This window comes from Streptomyces sp. NPDC057253 (genome assembly GCF_042669125.1).
Classification (GTDB): domain Bacteria; phylum Actinomycetota; class Actinomycetes; order Streptomycetales; family Streptomycetaceae; genus Streptomyces.
The window spans coordinates 1-14,958 of record NZ_JBHUXV010000062.1 but is presented as its reverse complement, the minus strand read 5'-3'; the positions used below and the strand labels follow the sequence as shown (position 1 = coordinate 14,958).

Sequence of the window (14,958 nt, the reverse complement as noted above, 5' to 3'; positions counted from 1 at the left end):
CAGGTGTTCCTCATGGCACCGAGAGTTCGAACCAGACCGTTTTGCCGGTCGCGCCGGGACGGGTACCCCAGCGGTGGGCGGCGTGCGCGACCAGCTGGAGGCCGCGGCCGCTCTCGTCGTCCAGCTCGGCGACGCGTTCGCGGGGCGGGTCGGGGAGGGGGTCGGAGACCTCCACCAGGAGGACGCCGTCGACCGCGTCGGGGCGGACCAGGCGGACGCCGATGGGGCCGGTGGCGTGCCGCAGCGAGTTCGTCACCAGTTCGCTGACCAGCAGGGCGGCGATGTCGGCGAGGACGTCCAGGCCCCAGTGCCGCAGTCGTTCTCGGACCGCGGTACGGGCGGCGCGGACGGCGCCGGGGTCTGCGGGGAAGATCCACTCGGCGCAGTCGCCTTCGGTGTCGATCACGCCGATCACATCCTGGGCCGGCCCATGTCCACTTTCGTGGGGTTAAGGGGCACATACCCGGTTCTGTGGGGGCGGTACCGTGTCGAATGGTGCAAGTGGCGGCGCCTAGGAATTCGGGGGGATCTGCTGGGGAGCGGGTGCGGGTGCGTCGTGGCTTGTCGCGCAGTTCCCCGCGCCCCTGAGTGCCTCCAGTGCACCGACAGCTTCTACGTCCTGGTCGAGCCAGTTCACGTTCCAGAGCTCGCCTGGTGTCAGCCAGCGGAGCTCGTCGTGGTCCTGGAGGGGCTTGGGGGTCGGGGAACCCGGGAGCAGGCGGGCTCTCCACACCTGGAGGACGTACGGGGGTTTCAGGGGCCACTCGCCCGGGATGCGGTCCAGGGCCTCCGCCTCCACGCCCAACTCCTCGTGCAGCTCCCGCACCAGCGCCTTCTCCGGCGCCTCCCCGTCCTCCACCTTGCCCCCCGGCAGCTCCCACCGGCCCGCCAGGGCCGGGGGCGCGCTGCGGCGGGCTGCGAGGAGGCGGTCGCCGTCGTAGAGGGCGGCCGCCACCACCACGATCCGTTCCGTCATGCGCCGGAGCCTACGGGAGGGTGGTCAGTCGGCCGAGCCGGCGCCGTTCTGGCTGATGCGCTCGACCCAGTAGAGCTGCTTGTGGCCGCGTGAGTCGAGGCTGTCCGCGATCTTCTGGGCCTCGGCCCGGGTCGCGTACCTGCCCACGCGGTAGCGATTGCCGTTGTCGTCCTGTCGTATGACGAGCCAGGGAAGAGTGATCGTGCCGTCGTTCATTGCGCCCCACCGCTCCTTCCCGACCTGCGTCGAGCCCCACCCGATAAGGAAACCGCAATCCGCATATGCCCGAGCCTACGCCCAACCTTTACGCTGCGAACACGCGTTTTCACAAAGAGGTACGCAACCAGCCAGGACGGACTCCGCAGACCGGGGGCGCACGGAAGTGAACGCGCCCCCGGTGGACGGCGATGCCTCCGGTCAGGGGCGCCCCTGGGACAGCCGTGTCGACCTGCGAGAACGGCTGAATTCGAACGGCGTTCGCCTGCGGGGCGGTTGAGTGTTCGCCCGGGGCAACTTCCCCGGGGCGCGCACTACTTCACCGGAAGGTGGTAGGCGACCTGGTAGCGGTCGGCCGGAATGACCACGTCGGCCGTCTCCACCGGACGCCCCGAGGCGTAGTAGGTGCGGTGGACCACCAGGACGACATGGCCGGGGACACCGCCCAGGGCGAGCAGTTCCTCGGCGAGGCCGGGGCGGGCGCCGACCTCCTCGGTGACGTTGTCCACGACGATGTCGATGGCCGCCATGCGCTCGACCACACCCATGCCGCCGAGGGGGCCCTCCTCGGGGAGCATCACGGGGGTGCGCCCGGTGAGGGCGAGGGGCTCCCAGGAGGTGGAGAGCATGATGGGCTCGCCGGCCTCCCGGAAGACGTACTTGGTGCACATCACGCGGTCGCCGGGCCGGATGGCGAGCCGCTCGGCGATGGCGGCGGAGGCATCGGCCTGCCGGCTGCTGGACTCCCAGGTGCCGCGCCCCTCGCCGTCCGCCTGCTCCTGCCGGAAGGGGGTGGCGCCGGCGGCCGGGCGGTAACCGGAGCGGGCGATACGGCGGGGCACGGGCTGCTCGCGGACATAGGTCCCGGAGCCGGAGCGGCCCTCGACCAGGCCCTCGGCCATCAGCACCTTGCGCGCCTCCAGGGCGACGGTGTCCGAGACGCCGTACTCCTCGCGGATCCGGGCCTGGGAGGGCAGGCGGGTGTGCGGTGGCAGCGAACCGTCGACGATCTTCTTGCGGAGATCACCCGCGACGCGCAGGTACGCCGGCTGCTCACCGAATGTCACTGGCCGCTCCCATCAGGTTGTACAGACAGCAACAGCCTGGCAACCGTGGGTTGGCCCATGCAAGCAAAGGCCAGGGAATCACTCGATGTGATGACATGTTCCGGTGGCGGGCTTTACGCAGGCACTTTCTCCCCGCTATGGCCGGGTTCACACATCGAGGTTGCCGCTCCCCGAGTCGTCGCTCTCGCTGCCGGAGCCCTCGTCGTCGTACGGCGGGTCGGAGGCGAGCCCCAGAGCTTTGCGGGCGGTGACGGTGGTGGCGCCGTCGACGAAGGCGTAGCCCGCGTCGTAGTGCGTGTAGAAGGTGTCCACGTCGTCGGAGGCGGCGGCCTTCGCCCACTCGCCGCGGGCCTTCTCCATGTCCTTGATCAGCGCCTCGACCGGCTTGGCCGGGGCACCCGACCAGGTGTGCGCCCGCAGGTGGCGGATCTCGTCGTCGAGGGTGTCGTGGACGTCCTGCGACCAGTCCCGGTAGCCCGGCAGGTCGTCCTCCGGCTGCTCCTCGGGCTCGTCCCAGAAGGTCGTGTCGACGGCGTTGAGCGCCATGAGGAAGGTGAGCTGGTCGTCGTCGAGGGTGGTCGCGTCGACGCGCAGCGAGCCGGTCAGGGTGCCCTTCTCGTCGGTGTTGCCGAAGATGCAGCTGACCTCCCGGTCGCCGAGGCGCCAGCTCTGCCGGGTCGGGCCGAAGTAGTACACGTCCACGTCGTCGGGGAGCGACCAGGTGTCCATGACGTAGGCGTCCTGGAGGGGGTAGCACCGCTCGTCGGCCGCGTCGGAGACGGCGCCGTCGCCGGGGAAGACCGACCCGCTCATCTCGAACTCGCCGAACACCTCGCCGTCGTGCTCACCCGCGCAGGGCACCTCGTCGACGTCGTAGGTGAGCCCGTCGAGGGACTCCCCCGGCGCATCGAAGCACTGGCCCTTCACCACCGAGAAGGCCGTGCCCTCCGTCGCGCCCTCCTTGAACCCCTCCCACGCCGCGGAGAGCCCGCCGGTGGCGAGCACCGTCACCCACAGGGCGAGTCCGAGCGACGACAGGATCGACCCGGCGATCGCCAGGCCCTTGCCGGACTGCCCCTTCTTCCTGATCTGCGCCAGCGCGATCACGCCCAGCACCAGTCCCACGGCCGGGAAGCAGCACAGCACCCCGAGCACCAGCGAGGCGACGGCGAGGCCGTTCACGGAGTTGGGGCGGGCGTAGGGGCTGTAGCCCTGGCCCCAGGTCTGGTAGGGCGCCCCATAGGGTTGCCCGTACGGCTGCTGTCCGTACGGCTGCTGCCCCGGGGGCGGAGGTCCGTAGGGCTGCTGTCCGTACGGCTGCTGTTCCTGGGGCGGCGGCCGGTAGGGGTCCGGGGCGGGGGACGGTCCCTGGGGGCCCTGGGCGGGGTCGGGCTGGTGCGGCCCAGGGGGCGGGGGTATGGACACGGGTACCGTGCTCCTGGTTCAGACAGCGGCGGGGAACTGACGTACGACAGGGCGCATGGTATGCGCGGGGCAGGCGGGGGTGGAATGCCGATCACGGGTACGACGACCCGGGCGGTGAACGGGCTCACGGCACGGTGGGCTGCGAAGTCTTCGGGGGAGACGGTGTTCTCGGCGGCCGGAGTGTGGCCGCTGCTCGCCTTCCTGGCCGCCGGGGCGCAGGGGGCGGCACGGGAGGAGTTGGCGCGGGCCGTGGGGCTGCCGGCGGACGAATCGGCCGACAGGGCACGGGAGTTGCTGCACGCGCCGGCGACCGTACGGGGTCTGGACTGGGCCCTCGGCCTGTGGACCGTACGGACACTGGAGCTGCGGGAGGAGTGGGCGGCCGGGCTGCCGGCCGACGCGCACGGGGTGCTCAGCGGCGATCCGGACGCCGATCAGCGGGAGTTGGACGCCTGGGCGGGGAAGCGCACGGGTGGGCTGATCGAGCGGATGCCGGTCGAGGTCCGACGGGACACCGAGTTGGTGCTGGCGAGCGCGCTGGCACTGCGGACCACGTGGCAGCGGCCGTTCGAGGCGCGTCCGGTACGGCCGTCCGCGGGCCCCTGGCAGGGCCGGACCCTGCGCGGGCTGAGCCGTCGGAGCGTGCGGCTGGACCGGGTCGGGGTGGCGGCGGTGCGGGGCGGACGGGTCACCGAGGCGAGGGTGCTCGGTGACCACGGCGTCGATGTCCATCTCCTGCTCGGGGACGAGCACATGACGCCCGGTGAGGTACTGGAGGCGGGGGTCGCCGTACTCGACGGGGCGTGCCCGATCGCGAAGGGGGCGCTGCTGCCGTACGGGCCCGCCGGGCCGGGGCTGCGGGTGGAGGAGCGGCCGTGTGCCACTCCTCAGCAGCCGACGCTGGAGCTGACGACGGTGGCGTTCGAGGTGCGGGCGCACCACGATCTGCTGCGCCTGCACGCGCTGTTCGGACTCACCGCGGCACGGGACGCGGGGCAGGGCCACTTCCCCGGGATCAGCGCCTCGCCCCTGGCCGTCGGCGCCGCCCGGCAGTCCGTCCTGGCCCGCTTCGACGCGCTCGGCTTCGAGTCGGCCGCGGTGACGGCGGTCGCCGCGGCGCCGGGCGGCGCGCCGCCCACGCCCCGCCACACCTCGACCGTGGTCACGGCCACCTTCGACCGCCCCTTCGGCTTCCTCGCCGTACAACGCGAGACGGGGCTCGCGCTGACGGCGGGGTGGGTGGGGGAACCGGGGTGAGGTCCGAGTCCTGGGCCTGACCCACCGTCACCCCGGCCGATTCACTCCGCGGCCGTGAGCCTCTCGTCCGCCATGCCCAGGCGGGCCTGTTCCTCCTCGACGATCCGCCGGGCCAGTTCGGTGTCCGACACGTCGACAGCGTCCGGGGTGGCCTCGGCCACGGCGCTGCGGCGGGCGTAGGCGTCGAACAGGCGGGTCTTGGCCTCCAGCTTCTCGATCATGCGTTCGTCCACACCCCCGGTGGCGAGGAGCCGGTACACGCGCACCGGCCTGACCTGGCCCATGCGGTGGGCGCGGGCCACCGCCTGGTGCTCGGCGGTCGGCTTGATCTGCGGTTCGCAGAGGATCACGACGGAGGCGGCCTGGAGGTTGAGGCCGATCCCCGCGGCCTGGATCTGCGCGAGCAGTACGGCGGGTCCATGAGCACCGGTGAAGTCGTCGACGATCCGCTGTCGCCGCGCGGCCGGGACAGCTCCGGTGAGCGGGCCGAACAGCCCGGCGCCGTCGGCGAGTTCGGCCGCGAGTGCGCTCTCCACCACACCCAGGACGTCCTTGAACTGGGAGAAGACCACCGTCTTCTGTCCGTTCTCCGCGGCTTCCCGCACGATCTCCCGCAGCCGGTGCAGTTTGGCCGACTTCTCGGGGCGGGCGTAGGCGGCCCTGCGCATGGCCATGAAGTTGCCCGCCCGCACCGCTTCGAGGTAGGCCACCTCGTCGGACGCGCTCAACTCCTCCCACTCGTCGGTCTGCTGGAGGCTCGGGAGTTCCGTGAGCACGTCCTCCTGGTTGCGCCGCAGATAGACCGGGGCCACGGCTTTGCGGAAGGCGACGGAACCGGCCAACGCGTCCCGTGCGCCGAGCGAGTCGGCGACGCCGGGGTCGAGCATCCGCACCAGGTGGCGGAACTCCGCGACCCTGTTCTCCATCGGGGTGCCGGTCATGAACAGGGTGCGCCCGCAGCGCTCCGTCCACTGGGCGACCGCCTGGGACCGCTTGGCCTTCGGGTTCTTCACGGAGTGCGCCTCGTCGACGACGAGCAGGCCGACCTCCCCGTCCCCCGGCGCGGGAAAGCCCCGCAGCGCGTCGAACGTGGTCACGCCGACCCCGCCGCGGTCCTTCCAGTCGGCGAACGCGTGATGCCGGTCGGGGCCGTGGAGCACCCTGACGGGCAGGGCGCTGCGGGCCTCGATCTCCCGTGTCCAGTTCACGAGGACGCTCGCCGGACACACGACCAGGAAGTTCCGCTGTCCCCCGGCGGCCAGGTGGGCCAGCACGGCGATCGCCTGGATCGTTTTGCCGAGTCCCATCTCGTCGCCGAGTATCACCTTGCGCTGCGCGAGCGCGAACCGTGCGCCGAACGCCTGGTAACCGCGCAGGGAGACCCGGCGGTGCGCGTCGTCGAGGTGCTGGGTCCGCACCCGCTCGGCGATCTCGTCCGGGAGGAAACCCTGAGCGGCGGCGGGGTCGGGCAGCCGCTCCGAGATCTCGGCGAGCAGGCTGTAGTACTCGGCGGAGCGGAGCTCGAAGTCCACCCAGGCCGCGACGTCGGAGGAGGGCCCCCGGAGCAGGTCCACCGACGCCTGGGCGAACAGCCCGGCGAGACCTGCCCGTTCCGCCTCCTCGACCAGCGACCGGATCTCGGCGACGGCGGCCAGCGCCCGGGCCTTCTTCTCCTGGCCCGCCACGAGCATCCGGAGCCGGCCGGTGGCGGGCCGGGCGTCGGCGAGCGCGGGCCCCAGCCGCTGCGACAGCGCCGCGGCCCGGTCGACGGCGCGCCGCGCGTCCGGCCCGGCCTCGACGAGCACGTGCAGGGCCATGACGAGCGCGGTGGTGGCGGGTTCCGGCCGGTCCACGTCGATGTGGACGGCCACGGTCTCGTGCACCGCCTCGGAGAGCCGCTGGGCGGCGCCGAGCATCTGAGCGACGGTCCGCTGCCCGACACCGGGGATCTGGCGCAGCCGGTAGGGGCCGGCCTCAAGCACATCCCCGATGGTGCGCAGACCGCTCTTCTCGACACTCCCCAGCCGCAGCCGCCCTTCGGTGACGTCCTGGAGCCGGGCGACCGGGATGGCGTCGAGCTCCTGCTTCACCTCGGCCTCGTGAATCGGCCTCAGCGCGGCCCGTACGGCCTCCACGGCCCGCCCATGATCCCCGACAACGGCCTGCGCCCCCGCGTACAGCCGCACACCCTTGCCCACCACATCCCGCTCACCACGCCCCACGCGCCCGCCCCTCCCTCACCCTGGTGGCATCCTTCCACCGCGCGCCCGAGGGCAGGGGGTCCTTGTGCCGGTGAAGGATCACTGGCGCTCGGATGAGGCCCGTCGTCGGGACAGGACCAGCCTGCGTCGCTCCCGGTCGATCTCGGTGACGACGACCGCGACCTCGTCGCCGAACGAGACCAGCTTGGTGACGGTCCGTGCAGTTCCTGCCCCACCGCAACCCCGTTCCCGTCGGCGCCTTCTGCGTGCCAGACAGTGGTCACGCGGAACAAGAACGGAGTTCCTCAATGCAGGTCACTCAGGCAATCAAAAAGGGGTCCGCCTAAAGGCAAATCCCCTCTGACCTGGACCATCAGACGTTGAAGCGGAACTCCACCACATCCCCGTCCTGCATCACATACTCCTTGCCCTCCATCCGCGCCTTCCCCTTCGCGCGGGCCTCCGCCACCGAACCCGTCTCCACCAGGTCGTCGAAGGAGATGACCTCCGCCTTGATGAAGCCCTTCTGGAAGTCCGTGTGGATCACGCCGGCCGCTTCGGGGGCCGTCGCGCCCTTCTTGATGGTCCAGGCCCGGGATTCCTTGGGGCCGGCCGTGAGGTAGGTCTGGAGGCCGAGGGTGTTGAAGCCGACCCGGGCGAGGGTCGCGAGGCCCGGCTCCTCCGCGCCGACCGACTCCAGCAGCTCCATCGCGTCGGCCTCGTCGAGCTCCGCGAGGTCCGCCTCCAGCTTGGCGTTGAGGAAGATCGCCTCGGCCGGGGCGACCAGGGCGCGCTGCTCGTCCTTGAAGCCGTCGTCGACCAGTTCGTCCTCGTCGACGTTGAAGACGTAGAGGAAGGGCTTGGTGGTGAGGAGGTGCAGGTCGTGGAGGAGTTCCTCGTTGCCGGAGCCCTGGACGATGCCCGCCGAGAACAGCGTGTCGCCCTTCTCCAGGATCTCCTTCGCCGCCTCGACGGCCGCGACCTTCGGCGCGATGTCCTTCTTGATCCGCGACTCCTTCTGGAGGCGGGGCAGGACCTTCTCGATGGTCTGGAGGTCGGCCAGGATCAGCTCGGTGTTGATCGTCTCGATGTCGTCCTTCGGCGAGACCTTGCCGTCGACATGCACGACGTTCTCGTCCTTGAAGGCGCGGATGACCTGGCAGATCGCGTCCGACTCACGGATGTTCGCGAGGAACTTGTTGCCGAGGCCCTCACCCTCCGAAGCGCCCCGCACGATGCCCGCGATGTCGACGAAGTCCACGGTCGCCGGGAGGATCTTCTGGGAGGAGAAGATCTCGGCCAGTTTCGCCAGCCGCGGGTCCGGGACGCCGACCACGCCCACATTGGGCTCGATCGTGGCGAACGGGTAGTTGGCCGCCAGCACGTCGTTCTTGGTCAGGGCGTTGAACAGGGTCGACTTGCCGACATTCGGCAGACCGACGATTCCGATCGTGAGCGACACGTTGCGACTTCCCGTACGTGAGAGGAGACGTGAGGAGACTGGCGGCCAGGGGGCCGATCCACCAGTCTACGGCGTGTCGCGCCCCGCCCCGGCGGGCCTCTCGAACGCATGGCCAAGGTCTTTCCCCCGGCGTGTCTGAAGGGCGATTCCGCACATAAGCAGACCTAGGTTGGACCAGTGGAGCACTACAGGACCCGCCCCCCGCACAACGGAACGCGACGCACGGCCCCGGCGGCGCCGCTGCCCGCGCAGGCCCGCGGCGAGCGCCGGCCGCCGGTGGCCCGCCGTCCCCCGCCCCCGGTGGTCCGGACGCTGCGGCGGCTGCCGAACCCCCGGCTCACCGGGCTGGGCGGCGGCCTGTTCTGCATGGCGCTGATGTTCCTGCTCGGCTGTCTCGACGCGCTGCTGTTCGGCTCGTCGCTGACGGCGTACGGCGTGCTGTTCGTACCGGTGAGCGTGCTCACGGCGGTCTGGCTGCGCCGGGGCGACCTGCTGACCGCCCCGATCATCGTGCCGATCGCCTTCGCCACCGGGCTCGTCCCGGTCGCCGACAGCAGCGGCGGCACCTCCGGCCGACTGATGGGCCTGTTCACCGCCCTGGCCACGCAGGCAGGATGGCTCTACGCCGGCACCCTGGCCGCCGGTCTCGTCGCCCTGGTCCGCAGGATCCGCCTGGTACGACGCCGCTCACGCTGACCGGGGCCGGGGCCGGGGCGGAGGTCGGGGCCGCGGCCACCCAGGGCCCGGACGGGCCGGACCCTACCCCTGGGCCGCCCTCATCGCCGCCCCCACGATCCCCGCGTTGTTCTGCAGCTGCGCCGGGACGATCTCCGCCTTGATGCCCTCGATGTGGGGCAGGAACTTCTGGGCCTTGCGGCTGACGCCGCCGCCGATGATGAAGAGCTCGGGCGAGAAGAGCATCTCGACGTGGGCGAGGTACTTCTGGACCCGGTGGGCCCAGTGCTCCCAGGTGAGCTCCTCGTCCTCGCGGGCCTTGCTGGACGCCTTCTTCTCCGCGTCGTGGCCGTGCAGCTCCAGGTGGCCCAGCTCGCTGTTGGGGACGAGGACGCCGTCGACGAAGAGCGCGCTGCCGATGCCGGTGCCGAAGGTGAGCAGGATAACGGTGCCCTTGCGGTCCTTGCCCGCGCCGAAGTTCATCTCGGCGACGCCCGCCGCGTCCGCGTCGTTGACCACGGTCACCGGGAGGCCGCCGAGCCGCTCGGCGAACAACGCGCGCGCGTCGGTGTCGATCCAGCTCTTGTCGACATTGGCGGCCGTACGGATGTGCGAGCCGTCGGTGACCACGCCCGGGAAGGTCAGCCCGACCGGGCCGGTCCACCCGAAGTGGTCCACGACCTCCTTCACCCCGTCGGCGACGCCGTCGGGCGTCGCCGGGTGCGGGGTGAGCACTTTGTGGCGCTCCTGGGTGAGGTCGCCCTTGTCCAGGTCCACAGGGGCGCCCTTGATCCCGGATCCGCCGATGTCCAAGCCGAAGATCTGCATGGCCCTACGTTACGACGGACGACGGACAGTCACGCCCCGGAGGTCCCGGTAGCGCCTGTGGCACCCGTGACCCCCGCGGCGCCCTTGCGCTCGGCGACCAGCGCCGCCGCCTCCTCGCGCAGGTCGCGGCGGAGTTCCTTCGGCAGCGAGAAGGTGATGGACTCCTCGGCCGCCTTCACCAGCTCCACGTCGCCGTAGCCGCGCTGCGCCAGCCACTCCAGGACCTCCTCGACCAGCACCTCCGGCACCGAGGCGCCCGAGGTCACGCCGACCGTGGTCACGCCCTCCAGCCAGGCCTCGTCGATCTCGCTCGCGTAGTCCACGAGGTAGGCCTCGCGCGAGCCGGCCAGCTTGGCGACCTCGACGAGCCGCTTGGAGTTGGAGGAGTTGCGGGAGCCGACCACGATGACCAGCTCGGCCTCGGCGCCCATCTGCTTCACCGCGAGCTGACGGTTCTGCGTGGCGTAGCAGATGTCGTCGCTGGGCGGGGAGATGAGCTGCGGGAACTTCTCCTTGAGGGCGTCGACGGTCTCCATGGTCTCGTCGACGCTGAGGGTGGTCTGGGAGAGCCAGACGACCTTGGACTCGTCGCGGACCTCGACCTTGGCGACGTCCGAGGGCCCGTCGACGAGGGTGATGTGGTCGGGGGCCTCGCCGGAGGTGCCGATGACCTCCTCGTGGCCCTCGTGGCCGATCAGGAGGATGTCGTAGTCCTCGTTGGCGAACCGGACGGCTTCCTTGTGGACCTTGGTGACCAGCGGGCAGGTCGCGTCGATGGTGGCGAGCCTGCCGCGCGCGGCCTCCTCGTGGACGACGGGGGCGACGCCGTGCGCGGAGAACATGACGATGTTCCCCTCGGGGACCTCCTCCGTCCGCTCGACGAAGATGGCGCCCTTCTTCTCCAGGGTCTGTACGACGTACTTGTTGTGGACGATCTCGTGCCGGACGTACACCGGAGCGCCGTACTGCTCCAGGGCTTTCTCGACGGCGATCACGGCGCGGTCCACACCCGCGCAGTAGCCACGGGGGGCGGCGAGCAGGACACGGCGGCCAGGCGAAGCGGTCATGCGTCCATCGTAAGGCCGCGTTCGGCCGGTCGAAGATCGCGTGCGGGTGGCCTTCGCGGGGAAACCGACCAGGGGATGTGAACGGGGGGACGGGCGAGGCACAGGCGGAGGCACGATGTCCGGTACCGGTACGGCGGACCCCACGACCGAGGAGGCACCCGGCGACCTGCGGTGCAGCCTCGGTTTCCGGGACCTGGTCGTCTACGGGCTGCTGTTCATCGCCCCCATGGCGCCCGTCGGCGTCTACGGCACCCTGGACGCGAAGTCGCACGGGGCGGTCGCCCTCGTCTATGCGGCCGCCACCGTGGCGATGGCGTTCACCGCGTTCAGTTACGCACAAATGGTACGAGTCGTCCCCCAGGCGGGGTCGGTGTTCGCCTACGCGCGCGCGGGGCTCGGCAAGGAGGCCGGGTTCGTCGCGGGCTGGATGGCGATGCTGGACTATCTCCTCATCCCCGCGGTGGCGTACCTCTTCTCCGGTATCGCGCTGAACTCCCTGGTCCCGGAGGTCTCCCGCTGGGTGTGGACGGCGCTCGCGGTGGCCGTCACGACCATGCTGAACCTGCGGGGCGTGCGGACGGCGGCCCGGGTGGGGTTCCTGGTGCTGGCTCTGGAGATCGTGGTCCTGCTGGTCTTCGTGGTCTCGGCGATCGTCGTCCTCGCGCGCGACGGCGCCGAACGCGGCTGGCTGTCACCGCTGTCCGGGGACGGCACCCAGAGGGCGTTCGCGCTGTCGGCGGTGATCGGCGCGGTCTCGGTCGCGGTCCTGTCGTACCTGGGCTTCGACGCGATCGCCTCCTTCGCGGAGGAGGTCACCGGCGGTTCCGCGAAGGTCGCGCGCGCGGTGCTGTTCTGTCTGGCGCTGGCGGGGGTGCTGTTCGTGGCGCAGACGTATCTGGTGGCCCTCCTGGACCCGACGACCTCGGCGCAGTACGCGGCGGACCCGGGCCGACAGGGTTCCGCCTTCTACGACGCGGTCGACTCCGCGGCCGGCACCTGGCTGCACGATCTGGTGGCCGTCAGCAAGGCGATCGGCGCGGCCTTCGCGGCACTGGCCGGGCAGGCGGCGGCCGGGCGGCTGCTGTTCGCGATGGGCCGCGACCGGCGCCTGCCGCGCGCCCTGGCGAGGACCGACGCGGGCGTGCCGCGCGTGGCGCTGCTGAGCGCGGCGGTCATCACGCTGGTCGCGGCGGTGTGGGCGGCCCGCCGGGACGACGGCATGGACCACCTGGTCTCCGTGGTCGACATCGGCGCCCTGACCGCGTTCACCCTGCTGCACGCGAGCGTGGTCGGCTGGTTCGCGGTCAGGAAGCGCGGCGGCCCGGTGATCTGGTGGCGCCACGTCCTGGTACCGGTGACCGGGGCGGCGATCACGATGGCGGTGATCGCGGAGGCGTCGGAGGCCGCGCAGGTGGTGGGCGCGGTGTGGTGCGCGGCCGGCCTCGCGGTGCTGATCGCCCAGCGCGGCCGCCGGGCACCGACCGCTGACGCGGCCGACCGGTGACCGGACTGCTGGTTCCGTTCCGGTGACCCTGTGTTGTCGTACCCGGCCGTTACGCTCGCGGCATGGCTGTGAACTCGACTCCCGAAACGCCCTTGCCCGTCGGCGAGGTGTCGCGGCTCATCGGCGGCTGGATCGACCGGCTCGGCGCCGTGTGGGTCGAGGGGCAGATCACCCAGCTCTCCCGGCGTCCGGGCGCGGGCGTGGTGTTCCTCACGCTGCGCGACCCGTCGTACGACATCTCGGTGAGCGTGACCTGCTTCCGCCAGGTCTACGACGACGTCGCCGAGGTCGTCAGCGAGGGCGCGCGGGTGGTCGTACTGGCGAAACCGGAGTGGTACGCACCGCGGGGACAGCTCTCGCTGCGGGCCACCGAGATAAGGCCCGTCGGCGTCGGTGATCTGCTCGCGCGGCTGGAGCAGCTGAAGAAGTCCCTGGCCGCGGAGGGGCTGTTCGCGGCGGAGCGCAAGAAGCCGCTGCCGTTCCTGCCGCAGCTGATCGGGCTGGTGTGCGGGCGCGCCTCGGCCGCCGAGCGGGACGTCCTGGAGAACGCCCGGCACCGCTGGCCGGCGGTCCGCTTCGAGGTGCGCAACGTCCCGGTGCAGGGCGTGCACGCGGTCCCCCAGGTCGTGCAGGCGGTCAAGGAGCTGGACGCGCTGGACGACGTGGACGTGATCATCGTGGCGCGCGGCGGCGGCAGCGTGGAGGATCTGCTGCCGTTCTCCGACGAGCAGTTGGTGCGGGCGGTCGCGTCCTGTCGTACACCGGTCGTCTCCGCGATCGGGCACGAGCCGGACACCCCGCTGCTGGACTACGTCGCCGACCTGCGGGCCTCGACGCCCACGGACGCGGCGAAGAAGGTCGTCCCGGACGTGGGCGAGGAGTACGAGCGCGTGCGGGCGCTCAGGGATCGCGCGCGCCGGTGCGTCGAGTCGTTCCTCCAGCGGGAGGAGCGAGGGCTCGCGCACGCGCTGGCGCGGCCGTCGATAGAGGATCCGCACCGGATGATCGACGAGCGCGCCGACCACGTGGCCTCCCTCACCGATCGCGGCCGCCGCACGCTCGGCCATCTCCTGGACCGCGCCGACTCGGAGCTGACGCACACGCACGCACGCGTGGTGGCCCTCTCCCCCGCCGCGACCCTCCAGCGCGGGTACGCCGTGCTCCAGAAGGCGGACGGGCACGTGGTGCGGGGGCCGGACGAGGTGACGGCCGAGGAGACCCTGCGGGCGCGGGTCGCGGAGGGTGAGTTCGTTGTCCGAGTCGATGCATAGGGTGGGCGGATGACCAGCAAGGTGGCGGAAGAGGCGCTCGGGTACGAGCAGGCGCGGGACGAGCTGATCGAGGTCGTACGTCGCCTTGAGGCGGGCGGCACGACCCTGGAGGAGTCCCTGGCGCTCTGGGAGCGGGGCGAGGAGCTGGCCAAGGTGTGCCGGCGCTGGCTGGACGGGGCGCGGGCGCGGCTGGACGCGGCGCTGGCCGAGGAGGAGACCGGCGCCGACGGCGACTCGGAGTAGGACGAGAAGGCAGGTGATCTGTGAAGCGGATCACCACGCCCCGCTTTTCGTTGAATGTTGAACTTCAATCGCGTACGGTCGAGAACGTCAAACGGTCCCCGGTCCGCTTCCGGGGTTCACGCACCGTCCCGTACCGTCCGAGAAGGTTCCCCATGTCTCTCGTCCTTGACCCCGCCGCCCAGGACCTGCTGTTCCGCGAGGCCCGTACCGCGAACACCTTCACCGACGAGCCGGTGACCGACGAGCAGATCCAGGCGATCTACGACCTGGTCAAGTACGGCCCGACCGCCTTCAACCAGAGCCCGCTGCGCATCACCCTGGTCCGCTCCGCCGAGGCCCGCGAGCGCCTGGTCCAGCACATGGCCGAGGGCAACCAGCCGAAGACCGCCACCGCCCCCCTGGTCGCGATCCTCTCCGCGGACAACGAGTTCCACGAGGAGCTGCCCCAGCTCTTCCCGCACTTCCCGCAGGCCAAGGACCTCTTCTTCGCCGAGCGTCCGGCCCGTGAGGGTGCCGCCGGGCTGAACGCCGCCCTTCAGGCCGCGTACTTCATCATCGGCGTCCGTGCCGCGGGTCTCGCCGCCGGCCCGATGACCGGCCTGGACTTCGAGGGCGTCCGCAAGGAGTTCCTGGACGACGACCACACCCCGCTGATGGTCGTCAACATCGGCAAGCCGGGCGACGACGCCTGGTTCCCGCGCTCCCCGCGGCTGGCGTACGACGAGGTCGTCACCACCGTCTGAGCCACAGACCACGACGAAGGGCC

16 protein-coding genes are annotated in these 14,958 nt (G+C 71.3%); 6 read left to right on the top strand and 10 right to left on the bottom strand.

Annotated features, from left to right (window positions below; genetic code table 11):
• Positions 1-10: 10 nt before the first annotated feature.
• The 5 genes from ACFULQ_RS29100 to ACFULQ_RS29080 form a co-directional block, all read right to left on the bottom strand.
• A complete protein-coding gene (locus ACFULQ_RS29100; RefSeq protein ID WP_383549388.1) occupies positions 11-415 on the bottom strand; it encodes an ATP-binding protein in 405 nt (134 codons plus the stop codon).
• 96 nt (positions 416-511) lie between these two features.
• A complete protein-coding gene (locus ACFULQ_RS29095; protein WP_383549386.1) occupies positions 512-976 on the bottom strand; it encodes a (deoxy)nucleoside triphosphate pyrophosphohydrolase in 465 nt (154 codons plus the stop codon).
• Between the two features lie 24 nt (positions 977-1,000).
• The gene (locus tag ACFULQ_RS29090; protein WP_383549383.1) at positions 1,001-1,192 is read right to left on the bottom strand and encodes an SPOR domain-containing protein; all 192 of its coding nucleotides are present in this window, start codon (positions 1,190-1,192) and stop codon (positions 1,001-1,003) included.
• Between the two features lie 314 nt (positions 1,193-1,506).
• Positions 1,507-2,259, bottom strand: coding sequence for a GntR family transcriptional regulator (locus ACFULQ_RS29085; RefSeq protein ID WP_383549381.1), 753 nt, complete (start codon positions 2,257-2,259; stop codon positions 1,507-1,509).
• A gap of 147 nt (positions 2,260-2,406) precedes the next feature.
• Positions 2,407-3,684 carry a DUF4190 domain-containing protein gene (locus ACFULQ_RS29080; RefSeq protein ID WP_383549379.1) on the bottom strand — a complete coding sequence of 426 codons (1,278 nt, stop codon included), beginning with the start codon at positions 3,682-3,684 and terminating at the stop codon, positions 2,407-2,409.
• Between the two features lie 84 nt (positions 3,685-3,768).
• Between ACFULQ_RS29080 and ACFULQ_RS29075 the strand changes: the two genes are divergently transcribed.
• Positions 3,769-4,941, top strand: a complete 1,173-nt coding sequence (locus ACFULQ_RS29075; RefSeq protein ID WP_383549377.1) for a serpin family protein — start codon at positions 3,769-3,771, stop codon at positions 4,939-4,941.
• A 41-nt stretch (positions 4,942-4,982) separates the two neighbouring features.
• On the opposite strand, the gene ACFULQ_RS29070 is transcribed toward ACFULQ_RS29075, so the two are convergent.
• From ACFULQ_RS29070 to ychF, 3 genes are all read right to left on the bottom strand, one after another.
• A complete protein-coding gene (locus ACFULQ_RS29070) occupies positions 4,983-7,163 on the bottom strand; it encodes a DEAD/DEAH box helicase (protein WP_383549374.1) in 2,181 nt (726 codons plus the stop codon).
• 78 nt (positions 7,164-7,241) lie between these two features.
• Positions 7,242-7,451: a S1 RNA-binding domain-containing protein gene (locus ACFULQ_RS29065; protein ID WP_383549372.1), complete on the bottom strand. Its 210-nt coding sequence runs from the start codon at positions 7,449-7,451 to the stop codon at positions 7,242-7,244.
• 64 nt (positions 7,452-7,515) lie between these two features.
• Entirely contained in the window at positions 7,516-8,604 is a 1,089-nt protein-coding gene (gene ychF / locus ACFULQ_RS29060) for a redox-regulated ATPase YchF (protein WP_383549369.1), read from the bottom strand.
• A gap of 177 nt (positions 8,605-8,781) precedes the next feature.
• Here ychF and ACFULQ_RS29055 point away from each other — a divergent pair, with 177 nt between their 5' ends.
• A complete protein-coding gene (locus ACFULQ_RS29055) occupies positions 8,782-9,300 on the top strand; it encodes a DUF6542 domain-containing protein (RefSeq protein WP_383549367.1) in 519 nt (172 codons plus the stop codon).
• 63 nt (positions 9,301-9,363) lie between these two features.
• Here ACFULQ_RS29055 and ppgK read toward each other — a convergent pair whose 3' ends face one another.
• Positions 9,364-10,107, bottom strand: coding sequence for a polyphosphate--glucose phosphotransferase (gene ppgK / locus ACFULQ_RS29050; protein ID WP_383549365.1), 744 nt, complete (start codon positions 10,105-10,107; stop codon positions 9,364-9,366).
• Between the two features lie 29 nt (positions 10,108-10,136).
• A complete protein-coding gene (locus ACFULQ_RS29045; protein WP_383549363.1) occupies positions 10,137-11,174 on the bottom strand; it encodes a 4-hydroxy-3-methylbut-2-enyl diphosphate reductase in 1,038 nt (345 codons plus the stop codon).
• A gap of 115 nt (positions 11,175-11,289) precedes the next feature.
• On the opposite strand from ACFULQ_RS29045, the gene ACFULQ_RS29040 reads away from it, so the two are divergent.
• From ACFULQ_RS29040 to ACFULQ_RS29025, 4 genes are all read left to right on the top strand, one after another.
• Entirely contained in the window at positions 11,290-12,678 is a 1,389-nt protein-coding gene (locus tag ACFULQ_RS29040; RefSeq protein ID WP_383549360.1) for an APC family permease, read from the top strand.
• Positions 12,679-12,740: 62 nt separating this feature from the next.
• Complete coding sequence (xseA, locus tag ACFULQ_RS29035; RefSeq protein WP_383549357.1) at positions 12,741-13,949, top strand: exodeoxyribonuclease VII large subunit; 1,209 nt, start codon at positions 12,741-12,743, stop codon at positions 13,947-13,949.
• 9 nt (positions 13,950-13,958) lie between these two features.
• Positions 13,959-14,192 carry an exodeoxyribonuclease VII small subunit gene (locus ACFULQ_RS29030; protein WP_383549354.1) on the top strand — a complete coding sequence of 78 codons (234 nt, stop codon included), beginning with the start codon at positions 13,959-13,961 and terminating at the stop codon, positions 14,190-14,192.
• A 152-nt stretch (positions 14,193-14,344) separates the two neighbouring features.
• Complete coding sequence (locus ACFULQ_RS29025; RefSeq protein WP_383549352.1) at positions 14,345-14,935, top strand: malonic semialdehyde reductase; 591 nt, start codon at positions 14,345-14,347, stop codon at positions 14,933-14,935.
• Positions 14,936-14,958: the final 23 nt, after the last annotated feature.